At 56.9% G+C, this 23,616-nt stretch carries 17 protein-coding genes and 3 pseudogenes; 5 read left to right on the plus strand and 15 right to left on the minus strand.

The features are described 5' to 3' along the window. The first annotated feature begins 51 nt into the window (after positions 1–51). Positions 52–243 carry a hypothetical protein gene (locus AC56LU_RS00945; RefSeq protein ID WP_497173716.1) on the plus strand — a complete coding sequence of 64 codons (192 nt, stop codon included), beginning with the start codon at positions 52–54 and terminating at the stop codon, positions 241–243. A 672-nt stretch (positions 244–915) separates the two neighbouring features. Here AC56LU_RS00945 and AC56LU_RS00950 read toward each other — a convergent pair. The 8 genes from AC56LU_RS00950 to AC56LU_RS00985 all read right to left on the minus strand — a co-directional run bounded on the left by AC56LU_RS00950 (position 916) and on the right by AC56LU_RS00985 (position 11,319). After that, positions 916–1,344 (minus strand): Fis family transcriptional regulator, encoded by a 429-nt coding sequence (locus AC56LU_RS00950; RefSeq protein ID WP_497173717.1) that lies wholly within the window; start codon positions 1,342–1,344, stop codon positions 916–918. Between the two features lie 122 nt (positions 1,345–1,466). Further along, entirely contained in the window at positions 1,467–2,153 is a 687-nt protein-coding gene (locus AC56LU_RS00955; RefSeq protein ID WP_497173718.1) for an MBL fold metallo-hydrolase, read from the minus strand. Between the two features lie 14 nt (positions 2,154–2,167). After that, a complete protein-coding gene (locus tag AC56LU_RS00960; RefSeq protein ID WP_497173719.1) occupies positions 2,168–2,962 on the minus strand; it encodes a sulfite exporter TauE/SafE family protein in 795 nt (264 codons plus the stop codon). A 6-nt stretch (positions 2,963–2,968) separates the two neighbouring features. Then, entirely contained in the window at positions 2,969–5,845 is a 2,877-nt protein-coding gene (locus AC56LU_RS00965; RefSeq protein WP_497173720.1) for an insulinase family protein, read from the minus strand. Between the two features lie 54 nt (positions 5,846–5,899). Beyond that, entirely contained in the window at positions 5,900–6,766 is an 867-nt protein-coding gene (locus AC56LU_RS00970; protein WP_497173721.1) for a hypothetical protein, read from the minus strand. After that, positions 6,766–7,089, minus strand: coding sequence for a thioredoxin (trxA, locus tag AC56LU_RS00975; protein ID WP_497173722.1), 324 nt, complete (start codon positions 7,087–7,089; stop codon positions 6,766–6,768). The genes AC56LU_RS00970 and trxA overlap by 1 nt, the downstream gene beginning before the upstream one ends. Positions 7,090–7,189: 100 nt before the next feature. Beyond that, positions 7,190–8,917 (minus strand): ABC transporter ATP-binding protein/permease, encoded by a 1,728-nt coding sequence (locus tag AC56LU_RS00980; protein WP_497173723.1) that lies wholly within the window; start codon positions 8,915–8,917, stop codon positions 7,190–7,192. Positions 8,918–8,943: 26 nt separating this feature from the next. Continuing rightward, positions 8,944–11,319 (minus strand): TonB-dependent siderophore receptor, encoded by a 2,376-nt coding sequence (locus AC56LU_RS00985; protein ID WP_497173724.1) that lies wholly within the window; start codon positions 11,317–11,319, stop codon positions 8,944–8,946. Positions 11,320–11,480: 161 nt separating this feature from the next. On the opposite strand from AC56LU_RS00985, the gene AC56LU_RS00990 reads away from it, so the two are divergent. The 4 genes from AC56LU_RS00990 (at position 11,481) to AC56LU_RS01005 (ending at position 17,997) form a co-directional block, all read left to right on the plus strand. Beyond that, positions 11,481–12,962: an aminotransferase-like domain-containing protein gene (locus tag AC56LU_RS00990; RefSeq protein ID WP_497173725.1), complete on the plus strand. Its 1,482-nt coding sequence runs from the start codon at positions 11,481–11,483 to the stop codon at positions 12,960–12,962. A 528-nt stretch (positions 12,963–13,490) separates the two neighbouring features. Next, entirely contained in the window at positions 13,491–14,993 is a 1,503-nt protein-coding gene (locus AC56LU_RS00995) for a leucyl aminopeptidase (protein WP_497174199.1), read from the plus strand. 12 nt (positions 14,994–15,005) lie between these two features. Further along, a complete protein-coding gene (gene trxB / locus AC56LU_RS01000; RefSeq protein ID WP_497173726.1) occupies positions 15,006–15,983 on the plus strand; it encodes a thioredoxin-disulfide reductase in 978 nt (325 codons plus the stop codon). 55 nt (positions 15,984–16,038) lie between these two features. Then, positions 16,039–17,997, plus strand: a complete 1,959-nt coding sequence (locus AC56LU_RS01005) for an aminotransferase class V-fold PLP-dependent enzyme (protein WP_497173727.1) — start codon at positions 16,039–16,041, stop codon at positions 17,995–17,997. Between the two features lie 40 nt (positions 17,998–18,037). Here AC56LU_RS01005 and AC56LU_RS01010 read toward each other — a convergent pair. The 7 genes and pseudogenes from AC56LU_RS01010 to pcp all read right to left on the minus strand — a co-directional run. Next, positions 18,038–18,354, minus strand: a pseudogene (locus AC56LU_RS01010) (integrase core domain-containing protein); the annotation flags it as partial. Further along, positions 18,354–18,621, minus strand: a pseudogene (locus tag AC56LU_RS01015) (IS5/IS1182 family transposase); the annotation flags it as partial. The pseudogenes AC56LU_RS01015 and AC56LU_RS01010, both read right to left, overlap by 1 nt. Beyond that, positions 18,622–18,798, minus strand: a complete 177-nt coding sequence (locus AC56LU_RS01020; RefSeq protein WP_497174200.1) for a transposase — start codon at positions 18,796–18,798, stop codon at positions 18,622–18,624. Positions 18,799–18,896: 98 nt separating this feature from the next. Beyond that, the gene (locus AC56LU_RS01025; protein WP_497173728.1) at positions 18,897–19,823 is read right to left on the minus strand and encodes a DMT family transporter; all 927 of its coding nucleotides are present in this window, start codon (positions 19,821–19,823) and stop codon (positions 18,897–18,899) included. 58 nt (positions 19,824–19,881) lie between these two features. Further along, positions 19,882–20,646, minus strand: coding sequence for a helix-turn-helix domain-containing protein (locus AC56LU_RS01030; protein WP_497173729.1), 765 nt, complete (start codon positions 20,644–20,646; stop codon positions 19,882–19,884). A gap of 896 nt (positions 20,647–21,542) precedes the next feature. Further along, positions 21,543–21,749 (minus strand): annotated as a pseudogene (locus tag AC56LU_RS01035) (IS3 family transposase); the annotation flags it as partial. A 242-nt stretch (positions 21,750–21,991) separates the two neighbouring features. Next, entirely contained in the window at positions 21,992–22,642 is a 651-nt protein-coding gene (gene pcp / locus AC56LU_RS01040; protein WP_497173730.1) for a pyroglutamyl-peptidase I, read from the minus strand. Positions 22,643–23,616 lie beyond the last annotated feature (974 nt).

The following is a 23,616-nucleotide window of genomic DNA, read 5'->3' on the forward strand; positions in this document are numbered from 1 at the left end:
CTGCCACCTAGCCCCAAGCTAATCATCGGCACAGCTCTTGAGGTCAACAAGATGATCTGCGCGCCGGTGGAAGCGCAGGAGCAGGCGCAAGGCGCGAGCGCAGCTGGCCGTGAATCCGACGAGACCTTCCTGCGCACGACAACACTGGCACGCAAGGGCGTCCTGAACGCGGCCGACCTCGAAATCCGCAGGGCGAGCTGCCTGGCCTGGCCGGACTGCTCGGTTCCGGCCGCACTGAGATGACATGCCTCTCTTTACCAACCTTTGCCGATAGGCCAATGGTTGCTCGTTATTCTTCGGTACCGGTTGGGTTCGCGCCTAGGGACGCTGCCTTGGTCTTTTAAAATCAAAGGTTTGGTATCGGCAGCTTGCGTCCAGGCCTTAATCTAACTTTTTATGGACGTTTAGTTGCAATTTGTCCATACTTGCGGTACTGAAGTATTGATCAGTGGATAAGTGCGATGAGACCAATAAGACCATTCTGCAGCACGACGTTTGAGTCCCTTAAAGCTGCCGACCGTGCCACTTTTCCATCCCCATCTGCCGCGGCACTCCTTAAAGCTGTCCAGAAACAGGGCGCTAAACTCGAATGTACCGATCAAGGCAATATCGACCTGATCCGCCAGTATTTATGCGCTGGGCTATAGCGCAGCAGCTTGATCGGCTTAACAATCTCTTAGTAGATCACCGTAAGCTAAGCAGCAGTGAGCGTAGCGAGCTTCTCTCTGGTGCAGAGGAAGCCTAGCTGGCGCTGTTTCAGGTAAGCAGCGAAATATTGTCGGGCGAGTGGGCGTGGAGGCATTAATATCCTATAAAGTCGGTCGCCATCTACGATTCCACAACTAGCATCCTCCGATAGCGTTATTCCGCGAGCTGGCAACTAGTCGCGAGCGCTGGCTGAGACTCGATCGAATGTCATGCTGCCTTGCTATACTGGTTGAGCTTGTCCTCCGCATAGGCTAGCGCTTTTACCGGCGTATGTTGGAGTTGCCAGTCGTAAAGAGTGACGACACATGCGAATTGTTGGCAGGCTTTGGCGTCGACGCGATACTGGCCCGCCGCGCCGCTAGTGAGCGCCTGTGCGGCAGCAGCTTCCAATTCCTCAATTGGCAAATCCTGTCCTTGCCCATAACCGAGCTGCTGCAATATTCCAGCCGCGAGTGCAACACGCATGAGTAACTGCAGCGAGAAAAACGATCCTACGCCAGCCGACAACGCCTCAATGTGAAGGTGGAGTTGGAGGGAAAAGCCGTCGCGAATATCTTTGGGGAGGGGCTGCAGCTCTTTACTGTTGGTTTGCCGTTGTCGGTTGGATTGGCGCAGGCGTACGGTCCAGTTGTTCACATCGATTCCATTAATAGATGTTGTTGTACCGCCTTGATCGCAGTAGTCGAGGTACTTCTCAAGATGGTGGGGCGCTCAATGAGGCCGAGGGTCCATGTTTCTGGTGCAACCTATTACTGGCCCTAGGATAGGCCGAGTCTTTGGTTAGCGGGCACTGCGACGTCGATGAGTTTTGGCTTAGGCAAATCGAGCGTGTTCATCAGTTTGACAAAGCTCGTGCAGTCCCGTCCGACCAGACGCTTGTTATGGCGCTTTTCCCATCCGATGCTGGACACGGTGTGGCCTTGGTAATCGTGACCCGGCCAGACCTTCGTCTCGTCTGGCAACTGAAAAAGCTTGCACGTAATGCTCTGGTAAAGAGTTGCCGCGTCGCCACTCTGGAAATCGGTGCGGCCACAGCCGTCGATCAACAATGTGTCGCCTGTGAAGACATTTCCACGCCATAGAAAACTCATACTGCCGGCGGTGTGACCGGGCGTATGCAAGGCGTGTATTCTTTCGCCGGCGCCGAATAGCACGACTGCGCCGTCTTCGAGTTGGACCTCGGCCTCGTGGATACCGCAGCCACTTGGCGTGGCGGCCTTTGCCCCGGTTAGCATGCGCAGCGCGCCTGCAGAGGTCACGTGATCGGCGTGGGTGTGGGTTTCGAGAACATAGGCCAGCTGCAAACCAAGACGTCCAAGCAGTGCCACATCGCGCTCGACATGCCGGGCGACGGGGTCGATGATGACGGCATCAAGACCGTCCGGGGCAACCAGGATATAAGTAAAGGTTGACGATTCGGTATCGAACAGCTGGATCGGGTACATGAGTTCCTCAATAGTCAGGTGTGCAGTAGCGCGCCTGCGAGCATAGTAACTGCGGTGAGCGCTGCGAGCGCAGCGAAGGCTTTGTGTACGCTCGCGTCAGAGAGCCGACTGGCAAGCGCGCGTCCGGAGAGCATGCCTGCCAGCGTGCCGATGCAAAAAGGCAGCGCCAGTTGCCAAGCCAGAGCTCCGTTAACAACACCGGCCATAACACCGCTTAACGACACAAGCGCTACCACCGTCAGCGACGTCGCCACGACAGAGGGCATAGGAAGATCGGTAAAGCGGAGCAGGGCAGGGACGACCACGAAGCCGCCGCCCACGCCTAGCAGGCCTGAGAGCAGGCCGGCAATAGTGCCGGAAGCGCACAGGACACGCGCGCAACGAGAGGTCCAACGCAGGCGGCCGGTGACTGCATCGCGCCTGCAAACTGGCTGGTGCGTGCCCGTTGATGGACGTCCCGAGCTGCGCTGCCAGCTGTTGCGCGCCACGTGCAGCAGGATTAGCGCGAACAGAAATGTTAGCCAGCGGTGGCCGACATGCTGCGCGGCCCACAGACCGACAGGCGCGAGCAAGATGCCACTGCCAGCGATCAAAAGCGCGGCCCGGTAGCGCACGACTCCATCCCGCAAACCAAGCGCGGCGCTGGTGGCGGCACCCATCCCTACCGCGATTAGCGCGATCGGGCCAGCTTCGATCATAGTAATGCCAGCGCCGAATACGAGCAGGGGTACTGCCAGCACGCCTCCGCCGGCACCTGTAAGCGCGAGGATGAGTCCGACTGCCATTCCGAGCAAAGCGGTAAGGACCATCCTGGTTTATGCGGACGGCTTGTCCGAGACAGCGAGGGCAACTAAGTCGATCGCTGCGAGTCCTGCAAGATCTTTGCCACTATCGCCGACGAAGGCAGCCCGGTTTGGCCTTTGCCTGAGCAGCCAACGGTTTGCGACAGCCTTGACGTCGCCTGCCGTACAGTTCAGTACACGGGTGCGGAAGCGGGCGCGGTCGGCCGCGCTGATGCCGCGACGTTGCAGATTCAGGGACAACAGCACGGTGTCGAACGGTGAGGCTGGGCGGTCGAGACCCTTTACTACGGAGATAATGGCCTGTTCAATTTGCTCGTCGTGGAAGCTCGCAGTCACTAGGCCCTCAACGGACGCTGCGAAGTCGGCATAGGTGTCTGCCAATCGCGGATCGCGGAAGGATCTCATCCCAAAGACGGCAGCAGCGGGGGAATAAGTGGCCGTACCTCCGTAGGCGCCGCCTTTCTCGCGAATCGCGGTATGCAAGAACTGGTGGGTCAGTAGTTCGGCCGCCACCGCTAGCGCGGCGGCGTCCGGATGGCGCTCGTCTGGTACAGCCCACGCAATGTGGCAGTGATTCACTTGGCTCGGTGCGTGCAGGGCGCAGTTCGATGGAATATCGCCTGCGGCTGTCGGTGCTCCGCCAACGACGCTCGCGGCATCTCTGGCTGGCACGGTGATGAGCTCGGCCAGCGCTACGGCATCGTCGCCGCTGCCGGCACATAGCGTAGTGGCCGGGCAAGCGAGCACGAGATCGTGGATACGTGCCAGTTCGCTGGCGACCCAGGCGACGCCTTCGTCGCTGGCGACGCGGGCCTGGAGGCCCGTAACAAAGGGTAGGTAGCCGACGCCCGCCGTCGCATTCTCGAAATAGCGGAGACGAGAACCTGGGGCGCCTGCAGCTACGTTCGCGTAGTGGTCGCCCATCTGAGCCAAATTCTTGATTCGTTGCTGCGCCATTTGTGTGCACAGGAAGGCGATCCGCGGAAATTCGTCAAATCGCGGATCGCCGATATATGTCTGGATTACGTCGGCGATACCTTGCTGCTCTTCGCGCAACCCACTCGCCTGGAAGCTAAGGGCCAACCTGAGCATCCCATCGTTCAGTGCCGGGGACAGTTGCAGGCCAAAGGAGGGAGTAGCCTGCTGCCGCCACGCATCGGCGTCACCATAGCTGAGCTGGCCAACGCCCAGGTTACTGCGCAGGTCTACGTACAGCTGCAGCCATGGCCAATCCTGCTCTGCCAATGCCGTGACATCGTATTGCACGCGTGCATAGGATATCCCGTTGGAAGCGATCGATACGATATGGTGGCTGGACATCGGGTCAAGCGGCGGTAGGGGCTGTGGGTGGGGCGACACATCGCGTGGAGTAATGCGTGGTAGGACGGAGGAATCAGTCGGCTGTCCTTGCAGTGCCAGCAGCGCGGCGCTATCCGCTTCGATGCGTGTGCGGTCGGTCTCGCTCAATCCCGCCAGGTCACGGGCCAGACGCTGGGCTTCCGCCGTATCGCGATTCGCAAAGTACTCGGGATCTGGAACAATGGTAGCCGTCAAGCGTGCAGGGGACTCAAGTAGCTCGCGCACTAAATTATTGAAATAGCCAGGCGCGGCGATCTGCTGCTCCAGATTGACCAGCGCGCGCTCGCCGTCGAACGCGTCCAGAACGTCGCCACCGCGCATCGCTACCGGTACCGCGTTCAGCATACGCATCAGGACATTCGGCATATTGCCTGATGCCGTATTGCGCTGCTGGTAGCGTATATTGCGTAGCGCTGCCCGTAATACAACCCCCGGTACACCGTTCTTTGCGGCTTGCTCAAGCGCACTCCACAGGCGGATCTGAGCATCAGTTACCTGGTGCTGCTTTAGGCCTTCCATCCCAAGGTGGAAGGCAAGCTGGCGTGGACTGTTGTCGACGCCGTTCATACGCGATGGACGTCCGTAGCCAGCCGACTCCATTGCTTTACGTAATGGCGCGGAGGCATCGCCGAGCAGTCCAGCTTCCAGCAAGCGGGCTTGCTGGAATGTCGCGCTATTCGCGGACTCGCCGAGGACCCAGGTGAACTGGATGCCGAATCCATCGTCTCGACCGGCCTGCGCCGGCACTTTGATGGACGTCTGGCGCGGGGCTTCGAGCCTCGCCAGTTGCGGCATCTTCTGGGGCGCGCTTCCGGTAAGCCGGTCCATAACCCGTTCGCCAATGCGTCTTTGGATTTCCCGGGCAGGAAGCGGTCCGGCCGTCATAAATACGGCTTGGGACGGATGGTAATGCTTGCTATGGAATTCCTTGAGCGCGGCATGGGTGAGATCCGGAATATGAAGCGGATCGCCGCCGGATACGACTTCATAGGTGGTTCCCCGGAGCAGATTCGCAAGCAAGCCCTGGTACAAGGCCCTGCCTGGATCGGCAAAGGCCCCCTTCATCTCGTTGAATACCACCCCCTGATAGCTCAGTTTGCCGTCTTTGAGCACATGACGCCAGCCTTCCTGCAGAAAGTTAAGGTAATCGAGCTTGGGGAAAAAGGTGGCGTCGAGGTAGACGTCTAGAAGGTTGAAATAGTCGCGCGTATCGGTGCTGGCGAAAGGGTAGACCGTGCGGTCAGCATACGTCAACGCGTTCATGAAAGTGGCCGTAGAGCGACGCATCATGGAGAAGAAGGGGTCGCGAACCGGATAACGCTCTGAGCCCGACAGCGCGAGGTGTTCGAGAATGTGGGCTCGGCCGTCGCTGCTATCCGGGACAGTGGGAAAGGCCACTAGGAAGGCCAGATCGGCCGCATCGTTTGCCAGGTGAATGTGGCGTGCGCCCGTCGAGGGATCGCGATATTCCTCCAAAGTGGCTTGGAGTGAGGGGATGGAATGGGTGCGCAGCAGTTCGAATTGGCTCATGATCTATCTCGGAAAACGACGCGACGGCTGGGCAGCCGCCGTTTGAGGGGTGACTCAGGCGGCCTTCAGCAGCTCCAGCAGCAGGTCAGTCGCGAAACGGTTTGCCTCTTTATTGGTATTACGATCCACCTGGGTCTTCGTGCGAATCTTGAGTGCGTCATCGGGATAGTGTTTCTCCAGCAGGTCGAAGACAGTCACAGATTTCTGCAGTTCTGGATTGTCCTTGAGGTAAGTGTCGAACATCTCTTTCAAATGCGCGTGCAATATTGGCTCGTAATCGGACCGCCAGCCTGCATCGATTGCTGAAATCAGCGCGCGTGCCTGCACCCATGTGCGCAGCGTGTCGTACACCACGACCGGAGACGTAGTCGGATTCCAGGCGGCCGTTTCGGCACATCGCAATAGGGCGATCACCTGCTCGTCGGTTGCCTCGTCCGTCGCACCGGTAGCAGCGCGCCGTGCAATTCGCCATTGCTGAGCTGGCAATTCCTCGGCGGCAGCTACCTTCAGGTGCAACTGCTCTACTGCGGCAACAGCTTGCGCAGCCGCTTCGGCCGGTGCATTCAGACGGGACTTAAGGTCTTCAAGCAGTCGCAAAATAAAGCGGCTTCCAACCGGCTGCAGGTCAGCTCCTGGACGGACCACTTGCAACAGACGAGCGCCGAACGTAGCCGCGTTCTCCGGAGAACCGCTACCTTCGGCGAGCTTATCGGCCACGAGGGCAAGCCATTGGGGCAAGCCAAGTTCGGCTTCCCATCCGGTGGGATCGGGATTTTCGAGGAGGCAGCCCACTAAACTTCCTTGTTCGCCAGACCAGCGGAAGGCACCTGGAACAAGACGCTTCGCGACTGCATGGCCGGCGAGACGGCCGATCAGTGCAGTTTGGGTTTCTGTACTGCCATTAAACGCGCTCGTCATCATTACGCCTCCAAGTGCTGGTCGACCAGCGCGGCGAGACGAGTCTTCGAGGTCAGGCCCAAAACCCGTTCGCGTTCGACGCCATTTACAAACAGAAGAAGGCTAGGCAGGCCGCGAACATTGCACTGTTCGGAAACCGCACGGTTTTCATCCGAATTAACTTTTACGACGCGGATTTCGGGATACTCGTCCGCCAGTCCGCTGAGGATCGGGGCCAACGCACGGCATGGTCCACACCATTCGGCCCAAAAGTCGACAAGCACGACGCCAGGTGCATTCAGGACATCGGCCTCAAAGGAGGTGTCGGTCGCGTTGATGATGTTCATGCTCATATGCCTTCTCTTGAAAAATTAGGTTGCGTGATTCCAGCCAAGGCAGAATATCAGCCTTGGCGGGAGCAATTCGGTACGGATCGCTGTGTTTCCGTCAGGCGGGCTGAGGAAGCTTTTCAGTACAGTTTTCGGTGTCCGCCTGAATTTCGAGGACCCGATCATGGAAGCGTGCCAGCTCGGCACGATGAGCAACACTGATAATGGTCGCTTTTGGAAGTGCTTCGGTCAGCGCGGTATACAGGCGAGCTTCTAGATCCGGATCGAGCGCGCTAGTTGCCTCGTCCAGGAACACAAAGTCCGGGCCATGCAGCAGCACTCTTGCGAAGGCTACCCGCTGCTGTTCGCCGCCGGACAGCTGCTGCTGCCAATTGTCGACGGCATATAGGTCGGAAATACGATGGTCAAGACCGCAATAAATCAGTACTTGTTTGCAATGTGCATCGTCAAATGTATCTTGGGGATGCGGGTAGCACATCGCCTGCTTGAACGGACCACTAGGTAAATAACTGCGCTGAGGGACGAACATTAGTTTGGCATTCTCAGGGAAGCTTACGTTACCTGCGCCGTAAGGCCACAACCCCGCAAGTACACGCAAGAGAGTACTCTTACCCGCACCAGATGGGCCGCGAACCATCCAACGTTCGCCGGGCGCAAAGCGCAGCGGTCCAATTTTTGTCAAAAGGCGTTCGAGCGGATCGCGTACCGTCAGCACCCCGGTCGTCAGGACAGCCGTCGGCTTATACTCCAGGTTAAATCCACTCTTGGACCGCTTCGCCTTGTGAATCGCCCACTGCAGGTCGCGTACGCGATTAGCATAAGCCAGCCAGTTGGCGTAGCTTTGGTAGGCTTGGGAGAAGAAGTTCAGCGAGCTACTCAGCATACCGTATGCCCCAGTAACCCGCGTTATTCCACCCATTGTGATTTCGCCTGCCAAGTAACGCGGTAGTGCTGCGAGAATGGGCAGTCCTGTGAGGAGGTGGCCATAAGCCGATTGCGTCATCATGATCTTAGCCTGCCGGCCGACAAGGGAAACTGTATTGAATCGGATCCTTGCAAACAGCCGGGTCAGCCTAGAATGCTCGGTTTGCGCGCCGCCATAGAAGGCAATTTGCTCGGCATTTTCGCGTACTTGCATGGCGGCAAAACGATAATCTGCCTCCACTCCCTGCCGTTCCATGTTCAAGCCGATCATGCGTTTACCGACCCAGTGCACCAGCGCCAACAGAGTGAAGTTATAGAAAAAAGCCACGAACACCATATAACCTGGGATGGCGAAATCAGTGCCACCGAGACTGAATCGCAGGACGCCCGACAGTCCCCATAGCAAAACCGAGTAGGTGACGATGTTGACGATCACATGCAGGAAATTAAGCGAGAGTGTGAGCGTCTGGTCTGTAAACATTTTGACGTCCTCGGCGATTCGCTGGTCGGCGTTATTCAGCACGCCTTCCCGTTCGATCGCGTAGAACGCATGCGCGCTGAGCCACTCACGTTGTAACTTGTCGGTCAGCCAAGTCCGCCACCGTAGGTCGATAAGGTTTTGCAGCGCCGAACTAATCACCGTCGTTGCGCCGATGAATAGCCCAGCCGCCACCGTCCATGCCATGACAGGCCAGATCCGTTCCCAACTCATGCTGATCAGTGCGTCAGTCACGTCACCGGACAGCTTGTTGGCCCATACGTGAACCTTGACCGCACCAAACATGATGAGCAGAACGGTTGCCAACATCAGATAGGCCTGCCAGCTCCGGGATTCGCGCCAGAAACTGAAAACGAGGGTGCGAAGCCGGGGCCTGGACGGATCCTGCAAGTGTTCACGCATACATTCTTTCTTCTAAAAATTGGTTCTTACTTGAAACTGCGTTTTACTGTCAGCATGAATTCACGCCCGGGTTGCAGCGGTACAAAGCTATTGCTGACTGCAGTCGAGTACAAGGTCCGGTCGAACAGATTCTTGACCCCGAAGGTCGTGGCCCAAGGGCCACTGCTGTAACGCAGGCTCGCGTCAACCTGGGCCTGGCCAGGGATGCGGAATTGATAGCGCGCATCTGAAGACCCCAATGACCAGCTGCTGGCGTTGACACCCAGACCTACGCCAAATCCTTTAAGCGCGGCAGATTGAAAGTCGTACAACGTCCACAAGCTTATCTTGTGCTTGGGTTGGCCCGTGTACACAGTCGTGGTGCTGGCGACGTCCTCAATTTTGGAATACGTGTAATTGAACACAGCGTCCAAACCAGGGGCAAGGCGACCCTGAGCATCGATCTCAGCGCCTCGTGTGCGTTGAGCATCGCGCACGTTAAAGCAGTTGCCAGGCTGGAAGAACACCAAGCGATTCGCCTGTTGCATCGAGAACAAACTTGTCGTTAACGAGAAACGGCTGTCGAGTAAGTCGAACTTCGCACCGACTTCGCGATTCCGCGTCTCGCTGGGAGGCACAATACCGCCACCGCACTGAAGCGAAGTCTGCGGGACGAAACCCTGTGCGTAGCTCGCATACAAGGCAGTCTTGTCAGTGAGTTGATACACAATACCGGCGCCGGGAGTAGTCGAATAAAGTGTCTTTCCAGCGGTGGTGCGCACGGTATTAGACGGGTAGGTAGTGAAGGCTGAATCTCCGATCGTATAACGATTGCGTCGCAAATTAAGAAGCAGGTTCCACTTTTCGTAAGAGATCAGATCTTGAGCATAAACCGCTTTTTGCTTCTGTCCGTTAGATGACCGGGCAGCAAGGGTCGGGGTAATCGTGCGCAAATCCTGGAAGTTAAACGGCGTTGATGAATAGACCGGGACACTCAACGTAGGACCAATGGTTTCTTCCTGCGAGTAATCGAAGTCGATGTGGTTGTAGCCGACAGAGAGCTTGTGCCGCAGCGGCCCGGTGCGCAGGGCAAGTCGCAAGTAGTGATCGCCGCTGGTCGTTGTGTCGCTTCGTAAGGTTCGCGCCGCAAAAACGCTCATATTTGGCCGAGGCGCGTTTAGCGCCGCGCCCGTCGCGTAGCTGAAACCTGCAAACGACGGCACGTGAAGGTCGAAATTTTCCCTGGTATGCTGCACGCGGCTGATAAGCAAAGCGTTTTCGCTGAGTTTTTGTTCCAGCTGATAGTAGAGCCGATGGTTACGGACGTCGAAGCCGTCGTCCGGATGGCCCAGCAGGCGGTCGGGACGAGGCAGGATAGTCCCGTCGCGCAATGCAAAGGTATAGTCCATTACTGGGCTGTGTCCTTTTGTGTATTCGGCACTAGCAGTGAAATCGGTACGGCTGTCCTTCCAGCGAAGGGCTTGCAAAAATGCCTTGTGTTCACGGCCGTTAAAGCCAGCCTCGCTGCGTTTTGCATCCGAGATGCTGGCAATAGTACGGTAAGTCAGGCGCTTGTCTTCGCTGAGCGGTCCCGACAGATCCAAGGCCGCAGTCTTATCCTGGCGGCTGCCGTATTGCAACGTCAGGTCACGGATCAGGTCGGCCTGTGGCTTTTTGATCACGATATTGACCCCGCCTCCAACCGAGTTGCCGCCTGACAAGATCGCCTGCGGTCCCTTCAGTACTTCGATTCGCTCGACGGAATAAATACCTCGGGTGGTCGCGTGCGAATCGGTGACGCCGTTCGAGGTCGAGGATGCGCCGAAGCCGCGGATGCCGAAGGTACTGGTGTTCTGGGGGCTCTGGTTGAAAGTAACGCCACTGACGTTGCGTAGGGCGGTCGTCACATCAGTGACCTGCTGGGTTTCCAGCACCTTACTGGTGATGAGCGTGACAGAGCCAGGGACCAGGTGCAGGTTTGTGCCACTGCGGGTGGCGGTATCGGATCGGCTAGCCTTGAAGCTGGTTTCTGCTTCGTCGCGTTTGGCGGTAATTACTACTTGCAAGGCCGTGACCGTCAGGTTGCCAGCAGGGTCATCGTTCATGACGTAGCCAGTTCCGGAAAGTGCCTTTGCTACTGCGGCGCGAGCAGTCATGCTGCCATTTACAGCGTCTGCCCGAGCCTGCGCTAACGCACTACGGTCGAAAATAATTTTCTGGCCGCTGATGTTCTGGATGGCATCGAGCGTCTGAAGCAGCGGGCCGCTTTTCAAATTGTACTGATTTACCTGTACGGTGGTAGCTATAGACGCTGCCTCCTGAGCGAATGCAGATGACACTGCCCCGCTCAGTGCGAATACGCCCGCTAACGCAGCGGGAATAAGTGACAAGCGAGGGGCGAAACTTGATTCGTTCTGGAACATGGTAAGCGCCTTATAATTTTGTGGTGGGTGGTAAGTAATATAGATAATTAATTTCTGTCATACTAGCGTCATATCGATACAGTCATGGTGGATATCCTCCGATCTGTACCACTCGATTTGTCAGTACAGAATTAAAATCACTTGCAGTATAGGAGCGCCATATGCCCCGGGGACGTACAAGCCATCATCCTGTCATCACACTCAACAAACTGGCACTCGACCAAGTAACCAGCCAACATGATCGCTTGTCTCTGGTAGACCGAATCTTCGATATGGTCGTTGCGCAAATCCGCGCGGGAAAGCTCGCCGCGGGCCAGCGCCTTCATTCAGTCCGGCAGCTCTCCGATGCGTGCGAAGTCAGCCGCGACACTGTCGCGCGCGCATACGACAAACTGGTTGCGCATGGTCACCTGGAGTCTCGACCGGGATCGGGCTTTTTCGTCAAGCTCAAGGGGAATCCTGCACGAGGTGCGGCTGAGAGTGTAACGACACAGCCATTGCCCGAATGGTGGCGCTTTCGCTTGCTGCAGCCGACGAACGGCCTGGAAAGCACTACTGGACTAGGTTCATTACCGCCAGATTGGCTGGACGAGGAGGGCTTAGGCAAGGCTATGCGTGCAGTTGCGCGTGCTAGTGTGCGCAACCTGACTGGGTATAACGACGTGCTGGGATATCTGCCGTTGCGGCAGCAACTGGAAGCCAAGCTGCGTGACGTCCAGATCGAAGCGCCGGTGTCGCGTATCATGGTCACAGCAGGTGCGACCCATGCCACGCAGCTGGTCGTACAGGCCTTGCTGCGCACGATCAACGAGCACGTGTTGGTGGAGGATCCTGGTCCCTTCCTCGTGCGCGACCGCTTGATGGCTTCTGGACTAGAGTTGCTCGCCGTACCGCGCGAGGCCGATGGCCCAAACCTGGAAACGCTCCGCGAGCACTGTATTCGATTCCGGCCGCGGTTTTTCTTCTGCAGCTCTGTTGTGCACAATCCCACGTCGAGCCATATCTCTCCGCACAAGGCGTTCCAAATCCTGCGCCTCGCCGAAGAATTCGACCTTACGATCGTGGAGGACGACAGCTACTCTGATTTGCTTCCGCCAGCCGATGCAGCGGCCGCCATGCGCATGGCAAGCCTCGACCAGCTCAATCGTGTGATCTACATCGGCAGTTTTTCTAAGACAATCGCGCCCGGCCTGCGCGTCGGTTACGTATGTGCCAATGCGAAAGTTCTGGAGTGGCTGCAAATTTACCGGACAGTTGGAGATATCGCAGGAACGTCGGTCAACGAGCGCGTGGTCTACCAGCTGCTGTCGCAGGGCGGCTACCGACATCATTGCGCACAACTGAGAAGCCGGCTCGACGAATGCCGACAGCCCGTCTTCGAAAAGCTGAGTGCGATGGGATGTACCTTCGAGCAGCGGCCAAGCGTAGGTATGTATGCCTGGGCGAAGTTGCCGGGGCAGGTGAACGCCATGGCCCTTGCCGATGCACTGCACAAGGAGGGCCACTTAATGGCGCCTGGTGAATTGTTTTCGCGTAGGGATGAATACCGTTCCAAAATGCGTTTTAATATTAGTCGCACCTTAGACAGCCCAGCGTTGCCAGCCATGGCCCGTCTGCTGGAAGCTCGGAGGAAAGACCGGTAACGGACTGCTGGCCTGGAAAGCAATGCGCCCAGAAAGTCCGGCCTCTGTTTTATGTGAACGATCGCGAGCCGCGAACCAGGGCAGGGCATTGCTGGGCTTGACATTTTCACTGAATGCCGGGTAGGGCATTAAGACCAGCATCTTGGCGAAATCTCACAATCTCAGAAATAACTCATAAGTATGGGTTCTTCTCAAGCACCAGGCAAGCCATGCTAGGCGCAGCACCGTCAGCAGTACGCCTCGGGTCTGTCGTCCTGAAGTACGCCACACTTTAATGCCCAAGTCCCCGGAACAGGAGTGGCTGCGCTCGACAAAGAGCAGTCCACAAACATCCACTTCAAAAGCACGGCAAATCGTCGTCGCGTCGGATGCCGCTGCGATACCGATTACTTGCGCCGCCCTTGCTAAACCGTACTGCTCATCCAACCCACACAGGTCGAGGGAATTGTGATCCTGCGTATGGCCATCTGCAGGCCGGTACGCACTAGCATGCAAGCTTCACCTATGGAGGCTTGATTGAATCTTACAATAAACCCCGCCTATGGCCAGTATGGAGAACGAGGTCTGGAGCACGCTGAGGCTGGTTGTATCGTAGTCGGAATTTATGAAGGCGGCTTAATGACGCCACAAGCGAAGGCTTTGGACAAGAAAGGCGCTGTGCGCCTGGCTATCGAATCGGGCGACATCAGCGGCAGGCCGGGCACTACGCTCATGCTGCGCCAGCCTCAAGGCACGGCGGCGCAACGCGTTCTTCTAGTCGGTCTGGGCAAAAGCGCTTTGAAAGAGAAATCGTTCAAGCAGGCGGTGCGTGAAGCGCTCGTCTGCCTGTCCCGAATCGGCGCGCGCGACGCAGTGTTAGCGATGCCTCTGGAGCAGGTCGAAGGTCGTGATATCTACTGGGTGTTGCGCTACCTCGCGCAAGCCGTCTGCGAGCTCGATTACCGTCCCGACCACTTGAAGAGCGAGAAAGAAGAGCGGCCGGCGGGGGTGAACGAGCTGGTATTACCGATGGTGGCGAGCGATGCTACCGCGCAGACCCTCACTCAAGCGCTTGCGACGGCCAAGGGTAGTCTGTATGCGCGCGAATTAGCGGATCTGCCTCCCAACATCTGCACGCCTTCCTTTCTGGCCGCACATGCCGGGGAACTCGCCAGCGACTACGGATTCGAGCTGGAGGTACTTGGACCGGTGGAGCTGGCCGAGCTAAAAATGAACAGCTATCTCGCGGTAGCTGCTGGCAGTGCCCAGCCGCCGGCGATGACCGTATTGCAGCATCGCCGTGGGAAAACGGGTGACGCTCCCATCGTGCTAGTCGGCAAGGGACTGACCTTCGACTCGGGCGGCATCTCGATCAAGCCCGGCGCAGCGATGGACGAAATGAAATACGACATGTGCGGCGCAGCGGCTGTGCTCGGCGTGTTCCGCGCGATCGGCGAACTGAAGCTGCCTTTAAATGTCATCGGTATCATCGCAGCGTGCGAGAACATGCCATCTGGGAGCGCAGTCAAACCGGGCGACATCGTTACATCGATGAGTGGCTTGAGCATTGAGGTGCTAAACACTGACGCTGAAGGCCGCTTGGTACTGTGCGATGCGTTGAGCTATGCAGCGCGCTTCCAGCCGCAGGTAGTGATCGATATCGCTACTTTAACCGGGGCCTGCGCCGTGGCCTTGGGACAACACAACAGTGGTCTGTTCACCCGAATGGACGCTGCGCACGACGAACTGGCGACCGACCTACTGGAAGCAGGCCGCGATACCGGTGACCATGCTTGGCGCATGCCACTCGACGAAGCATATGGCGAGCAACTCAAGTCGAACTTCGCCGACCTTGCGAACATCGGTACCCCTGGCGGAGGCGCCATTACGGCGGCAGCGTTCCTCGAGCGCTTTACCCGTGGTCAGCTCTGGGCCCACCTGGACATTGCCGGAACCGCTTGGCGTACGGGTAAGGAAAAGGGGGCCACGGGACGGCCGGTACCTCTCCTGACTCACTACCTTTGCAAGCGCGCTGCCTTGCAATCTGTATAAGAAAGGCGAGATATGGGAACCACGACGAAACACGCCCGACTCCTGATTCTCGGCTCCGGCCCGGCCGGCTACAGTGCTGCGGTTTATGCGGCACGCGCGAACCTGCATCCCGTGCTGGTGACCGGAATGGATACCGGCGGCCAGCTGATGACCACTACCGACGTGGAGAACTGGCCTGGCGACCCGCTCGGAGTGCAAGGTCCAGAGCTCATGCAGCGTATGCAGCAGCATGCACAGCGCTTTGGCACCGAAATTGTGCACGATTTCATTCATACCGCAAAACTAGATGAGACTCCTTACCGCCTGATTGGCGAGTCCGGGGTCTACACCTGCGACTCGCTGGTGATCGCGACGGGCGCCTCAGCCCAATATCTCGGTCTGCCGTCCGAACAGGCCTTTCTCGGACGCGGCGTATCGGCATGCGCCACGTGCGACGGATTTTTCTATCGTGGCCGGGATGTTGCAGTAATCGGCGGAGGCAATACGGCGGTCGAAGAAGCGCTCTACCTGAGCCAGATCGCCAGAGTAGTGACCTTGGTTCACCGGCGTGAGAGCTTTAGGGCGGAACCGATCCTGGTCGACCGCCTGTACGCCAAGGTCAAGGAGGGCAAGGTGCGCTTGGTGCTCGACAGCGAGCTGCATGAAGTGCAGGGCGATGAGGCCGGTGTCACGGGCGTAATATTGCGCTCGCGTTCCGGTACGCTGACGCCCCTGCACGTGCATGGAGTGTTCGTGGCGATCGGGCACAAGCCGCAGACCTCGTTATTCGCGGGCCAGCTGGAGATGGCCGCAGGCTATCTGAAGACCCGTTCAGGAAGTGAAGGTATGGCTACCATGACCTCAAAGCCCGGTGTTTTTGCCGCTGGCGACGTGCAGGACTCCATCTACCGCCAAGCGATCACCAGTGCGGCCTCCGGATGCATGGCCGCTCTCGACGCCCAGCGCTACCTCGAGACTTACGTGACTTATCCGGAGCTGGTAGCTGCCTGAGCGATTCGGCGCACCTCACCTCACTTTTTCATAAGGCTACCTGGAACCTGTTTTGATGAATACTGACCTTTATTTCGATAGCAACGCGACGACGACTGTCCTTCCGGCTGCAGTGGACGCCGTCATGCGTACGCTGATCGACGGCTTCGGCAATCCAAGTAGCGCGCATTCAGTAGGGCTGCGCGCGCGAGCGGTGCTTGATGACGTGCGCAATCGCGCTAAGCGCTTGCTCGGTGTTGGCGATGGGCGGCTAATGTTCAACAGCGGCGCGACTGAGGGAATACAGACTGCCGTGCTTTCAGCGCTAGTGTCAGTCAGGGAAAAACGCGAAAGTGGTATGCCTGCAGGAAGCTTGCTGCTTTATGGTGCTACCGAACATAAGGCCGTACCGGAAAGCCTTGCGCATTGGAACCGTGTGCTTGGCCTAGGTCTTGAACTACGCAGTATTCCAGTCAATGAGCGAGGCGTACATGATCTCGATGCACTTGCACGCATGGCACCGGATGCAGCTCTGGTGTGCACTATGGCCGCGAATAACGAGACCGGTGTGATTTCCGATATCGATGGTATCGGTGCGGTACTCGAACACTGCCCTGCCTTATGGCTGGTGGACTGCGTCCAGGCGTTGGGCAAGCTGCCGGTCGACCTGGCACGGACTCGGATCGACTACGCGCCGTTCTCCGGACACAAACTCTACGCCCCCAAAGGTGTAGGCATGTTGTACGTGCGCATGGGTGCACCTTTTACACCACTGATGATGGGCGGGGGGCAGGAAAACGGACTGCGTTCCGGTACCGAGAACATGCCCGGCATCGCTGCGCTCGGCGCTGTCCTGGCCGAGCTGGAAAATGGGACGGTATTCCGCACCATCGGCGAGCTTGCGGAACTGCGTAACACTATAATGGCGGCCTTGTCGTATAGTTTCCCCGGCATCGTCTACAACACTCCGGTCAATAATTCGCTGCCAACCACCCTGAATTTCTCGGTACCGGGTATAAGCAGCGGCCAGCTGCTGGACGTCTTGGATGCAGCTGGTATACACGTCTCCGCAGGCAGCGCCTGTTCCGCAGCGAAAGGAGCGTCGTCGTATGTCCTGGAGGCGATGGGACTGCCCGCTTGGCGTTGCGAGAGCGCGGTGCGTTTGTCATTCGGGCCAGCGACCGGACTCGCCAAGATCACGGACGCTTGCAAGCACATTATCCGTTGCGGAGACGTACTGCGGGAAAGTGGCATGCTAACTGACGTATCCACGGAGCGTCTCGATGGCGTCAAGCTGGTGAGCGTCGGCGGCGTGCATTCTTGGTTACTGATGGATGCCGCAAGTGGGCTGGCGCTTGCGATCGATCCCAGCGCCGAGTCCCGCACCTACATCGAGACAATCATGAAGAGGCACCAGCATTCGCTGGTAGCGGAACTGTCGACCAAAGACGCCTCGAGTTGGGCACTCGATAGCGACACGTTTTTCCTAGGGCAATGGCGGGTGACCAGGATTTTCGCCGGTTCTGAGGCGATCTGTTATCTCGTAGAGGGCAAGGATCAGGTATTCAGGCTAGCGTTCACCGGCAGTCTTCGTGCAAAGGATCTAGATGCAGTGCTCCCCGCCCACATCCTGTTGTGCAGTAGTGACGGTCAGATTGACGTCCTGGCGCCCGTGGGACGTGAGCTAAAAGGAAATGAAGCTCCGGAGATGCATCTCGACGCCGATCGATTGCATGCCCTGATCAGCGCGCATCCCGACACGATACTGGTCGACGTGCGCGAGGCCTGCGAACACCTTGCCTCCCGACGTGAAGGCCTGATGGCGCACGCCGTCAACCTGCCGCTTCCGCAGCTCGTCAATGCCTTACCGACTTGGCTGGCATGCCGAGAGCAGACGCCGATCGTCTTCATTTGCCGCAGCGGCAACCGCAGTGATCGTGCGGCACGTTGCCTACGCAGGCTTGGCTATGACGCCGCGTACCAAGTTAAAGGTGGGCTGGCCATGGCGGGCGAATCTCTGCACACGGAAGTCTGACTGAACCGTCCCGGCTTTCGTGGAGGCCGGTTAGTGTGGGTCAAGCCGGGATGGCTTGACTGCTCAGTTGCCTATAATAGTTTGCTCAGCTTCAGCTGGCGGTATATATCCGAGCTGCTCCAGTGGTCGATGAAAGTTGAACCAGGACACCCATTCCAGCGTGGACAGTTCGACGGCCTCACGCGTTTTCCAGGGAGCGCGGCGGTGGATCTATTCAGCCTTTTAAAGCCTATTGTCTCGGCCAGGGCGTTGTCACAGCTGTCGCCATTGCGGCCCATAGACGGCTCGATGCCGGCTTCTGCTAGACGCTCGCTGTACTTTGGATACGTATTGCAAGCCCCTGTCGTTATGATGGAGAGCCGCGAATCGTGCACGTGCGCCCCCGGGATACGGGCGACCAAAGGCAATCCACCCTGGTCGACCAACACGTGATGTTTGCAGCCGAGCTTGCCGCGATCAGTTGGATTCGACCGGTATGCTTGCCGCCGAATAGCGACGGGACGCTGGCAGCATCGATGCTTGCACGGTCCCACATGATCTGGTCTTTTCGCGGAGCCGCCGAAGTAACGCCTCATGGAGGCTCTGCCATACGCTGGCTTGCATCCACTCATGCAGCCGACGCCATCAGATCATGCCGCTACCGCACCCAAGCTCACGCGGCAGATATTCCCAAGGTATCACAGTCTTGAAAACGAACAAAATCCCCGTCATGACCGCTCGGTCATTAACGCGTGGTCGGCCCTTTCGTACAGGGCGCGTGTACAGGAATCTGAGCTGCGAAAAGAGGCCACAGCTCGTCAGGCACTAGTGCTTTTACTATGGCATCAGTCCTGCTAAGAACGGACCTGTTATGCTAACGCAGGCTGTTACGTACGAACGCTACGAAATCAAAGCGGAGTCTAGTGAGACGCTTCAAGTTGCTTAGGTCGGTGTACGGCTGCGCACGAAACGACCCCTGCCACGAGAAAAGCCATTGCCGCACCCTCGGTCATAGTTGGCCAGCGCTGCTCCCACAGAAAGCCATATAGCGCGGCGAATACGGTTTCGAATACGATCATCTGCCCTGTCAACGTTAGCGGCAACGCACGGCTGGCATAGTTCCAGAAGCCGTTACCGATGACCGAGCAAAAGATCGCAACACTTATTACTACCGCTCCAAAGTACGTCCAAGCTGAGCTGCTCTCGACAGAAGCACCAAAGAAAAATGCGGGTATCGCGAGCAGGATCGCTTGTAGGCCGGTGACGAGACCGGTCAGAAGACTCCATTCATGTGACGAAATGGTGTGCAGCTCTGCCAGCCAGTAGCTATTGCCGACCGCATAAATTGTCCAAGATACAAGCGCGCCTATCGCGCAGAGTAAACCCACGAGAGAGCCATTATTTGGCGTCGACAACGATTGCCAGCTTATGCACAGAAGCCCAGCGACGCTTAGGCCGAGAGACGGTATCAGCTTTCGCAAAGGTACAGCGTGTTTGTCAAGGCTGCCGACGACTGTGACTACTACTGGGAGCAGACCGATGACGATGGAAGTCATGGCAATCCCTCCTTCTTGCACCGCTTCTGCTAGAAACACGTAATAGATGATGTTTCCCGTAAGGCTCAGCCATATCAAGGCTTTCCACTCTCTCCATGAAACACGTGCAGCCAAGCTACGCCATAACGGAGCTACAAGTAGTAACGCAACAACACCGTAGGCCAGATAACGGCCCGCAGACAGCTGGAGCGCCGTAAATCCTGGAGTAAGTTCCGGAGCTAGAAATACCAATCCCCACAGTGCACTAGCCATGATGCCAGCAGCGATACCAAGCGTTTTATTAGCGACCACATTGATCTCCTGAAAGCAGAGATGATGAACGTGCGCCGTTGTTATTTCTTTGCGTATCCTACTGAAGTTTATGCCTAGTCTCCTGCTGACGCTGACGGTAAGCTGCTGGAGTAGTGGCGAGGTTCTGACGCATAGCGCGCGTCAGTGCACTTTGGTCTGCAAACCCCGTGCTGAGTGCAATCTCGACAATGGTCCGATTTGTACGTGCAAGAAGTTCACAGGCGAGGCCAAGACGTTTTTGGAGTAGCCAGACACGCGGAGTGGTGTTCAATTCCTCCTGAAACAGCGCATGGAGACGGCTGATGCTCATACACGCATATCGTGCCATGGAGTCTGTAGTCCAGGGCAGCGCTGGATTCGCTTCAATCTGAGCGAGCAGGACAGCCAACCGGGATGTTGCCTGGGGAGCTCCCAGCACCATGGTATCGAATAGTAGTGGGAGCCAGCCTTGAAGCTGCGCTGGACTGACTGTTCCCACCTCGACGCTGATTTGCATGAACTCGACCAGCTTACGCGCTGCTGCCCCAATTTCAGTGAAGGGCGTATCGATCAGGCGGTCCCATGCACCGCCGATGAAAACCGATAGATCGACATCCAGAATAAGAGAGCGATTGTCACCGACGCCGTGCTGCGAATGCCAAGCTTCTGCCGGTACGATGGCGGCGTGTAACGGAGTCAATAATTTCTGGGATGCTTCGACAGCAACGTGAATTTCGCCCGACACCGGTAACACCAGCTGCACGAAGCTATGCTGGTCGGATGTCTCTTGCGTATCGTAGCTTTTGATCTCGACGCCGACGCGTGAAGTGTCAATAATGCCCACTGGAATATGCTTAAAGATGATCTGCCTTCAGTCTAGCATGCACGCTGTCAGGTTGTCTGGACCGCCTCGCATGCGTTGATGGCTGCTTTTGGCCGGCATGGTTTTGGGAAATCCCAATGTAATGTCAATGTTTCTATAGCGAAAATTTGGTTTTGTTAGACGCTCTTAGTTTTAGTCGATGTTCTGACCAGGCTTGTGGTGGCGTCCCGATGTTTTGGGCGATGTTGAAAAGATCGCTTTCGTCGTCTTTGTTTAGCACCTTCTTAGTCTCACCCCGAATGTACTCAAGCACGCATCCCAAGTCGCGAACGCATCACGCCGAGTTTTTCCTGTCGACGAGTGGCGGCGAAACTTCGAAATGGCGGTATCTACGCGCGCTACAATAATCTTCGGATCCGCCGAGGGGAGTGACGCGCCGAAAAGCGCTCCAAGCCTTTCTCAGCGAGCGCTATGATCTCTCCGTGAGGCGAAAGTTCCAATCCGCTACCGTATTCGCAAACGATCTCATTCATTGCTTTCCTGAACGTCGCTTGGCCTGTGGCTTGTTTGAACTGGCTGTAATGCGAGCACAATCATTAACTGGTGGTGATACCCCTTAGTGCCAGCTGAGGCATGGTCGAACAGAAACTCGATGACGTCAAACACCTCGTCTTAGTCACACGACAAGATGTTATTCTCGAAAGGCCAAACCCCGGTTTGCGTGAGCGTCCCATAATATACAACGGAAGGTCTGTGCCGACGTTGCCATCGATCACGTCCCGATCGACGCAAGTGTCGCCAAACCGCTCCTGGATCAGGCCCTCGGCAACTAAGCTCTTATAGGCGCTCACAAACAACGCCACAACCTGGGAGGTGCCCTCGCTTGACGAATTAGATCAAGAACACCGTTCAGGAACCGCTAACGCATCAGGAACGGTCATCCGCACGACCTTGCCGCGCATGACGTCACGCAGGCGGGCCGTAGGCATCAAGCACTCCATAGTGCAGCGGCCCACCTCAGTTCCCTCACGTCGAAGTTGGCGCCATACTTTGTCGGCACCTTAATCCTGCAGGTTTGCTTGCCAAACTCGCTCAATGTTGACGCTCAGCACTTCGTCAAGCTGGCACGGCATGCTTGATGACTTAGGGGAATACTCGGGTTGCTTCTTCATCGCTCCGTTCTCCAAAACAATGGAGCTTCTACAAAATCCGGGGGGGCGATTCAGGCATCGATGCTGTGTCTTGCCATCACATTATGTAGGAACGTGAAAACGTCCGGAACGAGCGCATTGGTAGTTCATGTTGAACATTATCAAGGCTTTGGTTGGTAAGATCATTATCTTTCACCGCTGGCATCAAGCATCGATTAGTGAGTGGCACCGCCGCTTTCGACGACATCATGTTCCTGTGCCAGCGCAACCGTTACCGCTATTTCAATACTTGCAACGATATCTTCCAGTCTCATCGACACCGGCTTGTCTGGATGCGCAGCGGCTTGTTCTGGGAACAGCGGCACATGGATGAAACCTGCCTTCAAGCCGCGTTCCGCCACGTGATTCATTAGGCCGTAGAACACGTGATTGCAGACAAAGGTACCGGCTGTCTGTGAGACACCTGCCACGAGTCCGCGCCCGCGCAACGCGCGCACGATAGCCTTAATGGGCAAGGTAGAAAAATATGCTGCCGGACCGCCGGCCACGACCGGAATATCGACGGGCTGCCGACCAGCGTTATCGCGGATAGACGCATCGTCCACGTTGATCGCAACGCGCTCTACCGAAATGCCGGGACGCCCACTAGCTTGTCCGACCACAATGACGAGATCCGGATTATGTTGGTCCACCGCGCGTGTGAGAGTCTCGATAGCTTCCCCAAACACACAGGGCAGCTTGAGCACCTTCGTTTGGTAGCCCTCATCCGTGCTGCGCCCGAACAGGCGTACCGCCTCCCAGGCCGGGTTAATGGCCGCGTGATTGAACGGCTCGAAGCCGGCAAGCAGCACTGTCTTGTTCTTCATTTGTTAATTAGGTAGCTCAACTGGACAATTTTCGCCGCCGTCTACGGCAGCTTGATTTGTATCCCGACGCGGATCGAGCGTCTTTGCGTGAATGTCTTTATGCTGTCCAATTGCAAATCGGGGGGCTTTTTAGCTGCCGAACTTGATGGAGTGTTTCGGTAGCTTCCAAGCCTGGTAAAGGCAAGGATAACAGTGGGTGAATTTTGTTATCAGTACGAAAATCGTGATTCTAGCCCGAGTGTGTCGACTACAATTTCAGTACAGTCGTGCTATGGCAGCTGTACTGGACGACTAGTTGGATCTCACGCCACCAATGTTAAGTAGGCATCAAAGACTGCTGCAATGGATTTTACAGATTCGACTAAAAATGCACTGACGGGATAACGCTACCTTACTTAGCGTATGGTAAGTGGGGATTGTCTGAAAACCGAGACGGTGGGATCGAGCTAATGGTGCAAACGGCCCTAGCGAAAACATCTAATCCGCTATCGTACTGCCGGCACGTTCAAGACCGTCCGGATCGTGTCCCATGAGGTAGGAGCGCGGAGTGCGTACAGATTTGAAAATCGCAATTTTTCGCAGAAGAGCTGGTGGACACCGCAGGACCCGGATGCACCGATTCCTGATGCTTTTTAGATTTACAGGCGTGGCCTTTTCCCAGTCCGGCAGGGAGGTAACCATATCCGAGTTTATCAAGCTCAACGCACTGAGATGCATGGGCGTGATCCCCCCGACTACGATCCGGTTTTCGACGAAAATAAACCTCGTCAAAGCCGTCGTAGCCGCACTACCTCCACCCAAAAAACAAGGCATTGCGCGTTACTGGGTGGTGATGATACCTTTGCTCAAGGCTGTACTAATACTCAACGTAGCGCCAACTTGTCGTGTGGGTAGGAGTGTGGGTAATCGATAAAATCGACATTCTTCATAGGAGAGATGGCGGACACCGTCGGATCCGTACAACGAGGTCGCCG

It is taken from the genome of Telluria sp. PB2R4 (genome assembly GCF_059685695.1).

Excerpts from the sequence above, each read along its gene's own strand:
- AC56LU_RS00945 (WP_497173716.1), top strand. The coding sequence starts at position 52 with ATGATCTGCGCGCCGGTGGAAGCGCAGGAGCAGGCGCAAGGCGCGAGC.
- AC56LU_RS00955 (WP_497173718.1), bottom strand. The coding sequence starts at position 2,153 with ATGTACCCGATCCAGCTGTTCGATACCGAATCGTCAACCTTTACTTAT.
- AC56LU_RS00960 (WP_497173719.1), bottom strand. The coding sequence starts at position 2,962 with ATGGTCCTTACCGCTTTGCTCGGAATGGCAGTCGGACTCATCCTCGCG.
- AC56LU_RS00965 (WP_497173720.1), bottom strand. The coding sequence starts at position 5,845 with ATGAGCCAATTCGAACTGCTGCGCACCCATTCCATCCCCTCACTCCAA.
- AC56LU_RS00970 (WP_497173721.1), bottom strand. The coding sequence starts at position 6,766 with ATGATGACGAGCGCGTTTAATGGCAGTACAGAAACCCAAACTGCACTG.
- trxA (WP_497173722.1), bottom strand. The coding sequence starts at position 7,089 with ATGAACATCATCAACGCGACCGACACCTCCTTTGAGGCCGATGTCCTG.
- AC56LU_RS00980 (WP_497173723.1), bottom strand. The coding sequence starts at position 8,917 with ATGCGTGAACACTTGCAGGATCCGTCCAGGCCCCGGCTTCGCACCCTC.
- AC56LU_RS00985 (WP_497173724.1), bottom strand. The coding sequence starts at position 11,319 with ATGTTCCAGAACGAATCAAGTTTCGCCCCTCGCTTGTCACTTATTCCC.
- AC56LU_RS00990 (WP_497173725.1), top strand. The coding sequence starts at position 11,481 with ATGCCCCGGGGACGTACAAGCCATCATCCTGTCATCACACTCAACAAA.
- trxB (WP_497173726.1), top strand. The coding sequence starts at position 15,006 with ATGGGAACCACGACGAAACACGCCCGACTCCTGATTCTCGGCTCCGGC.
- AC56LU_RS01005 (WP_497173727.1), top strand. The coding sequence starts at position 16,039 with ATGAATACTGACCTTTATTTCGATAGCAACGCGACGACGACTGTCCTT.
- pcp (WP_497173730.1), bottom strand. The coding sequence starts at position 22,642 with ATGAAGAACAAGACAGTGCTGCTTGCCGGCTTCGAGCCGTTCAATCAC.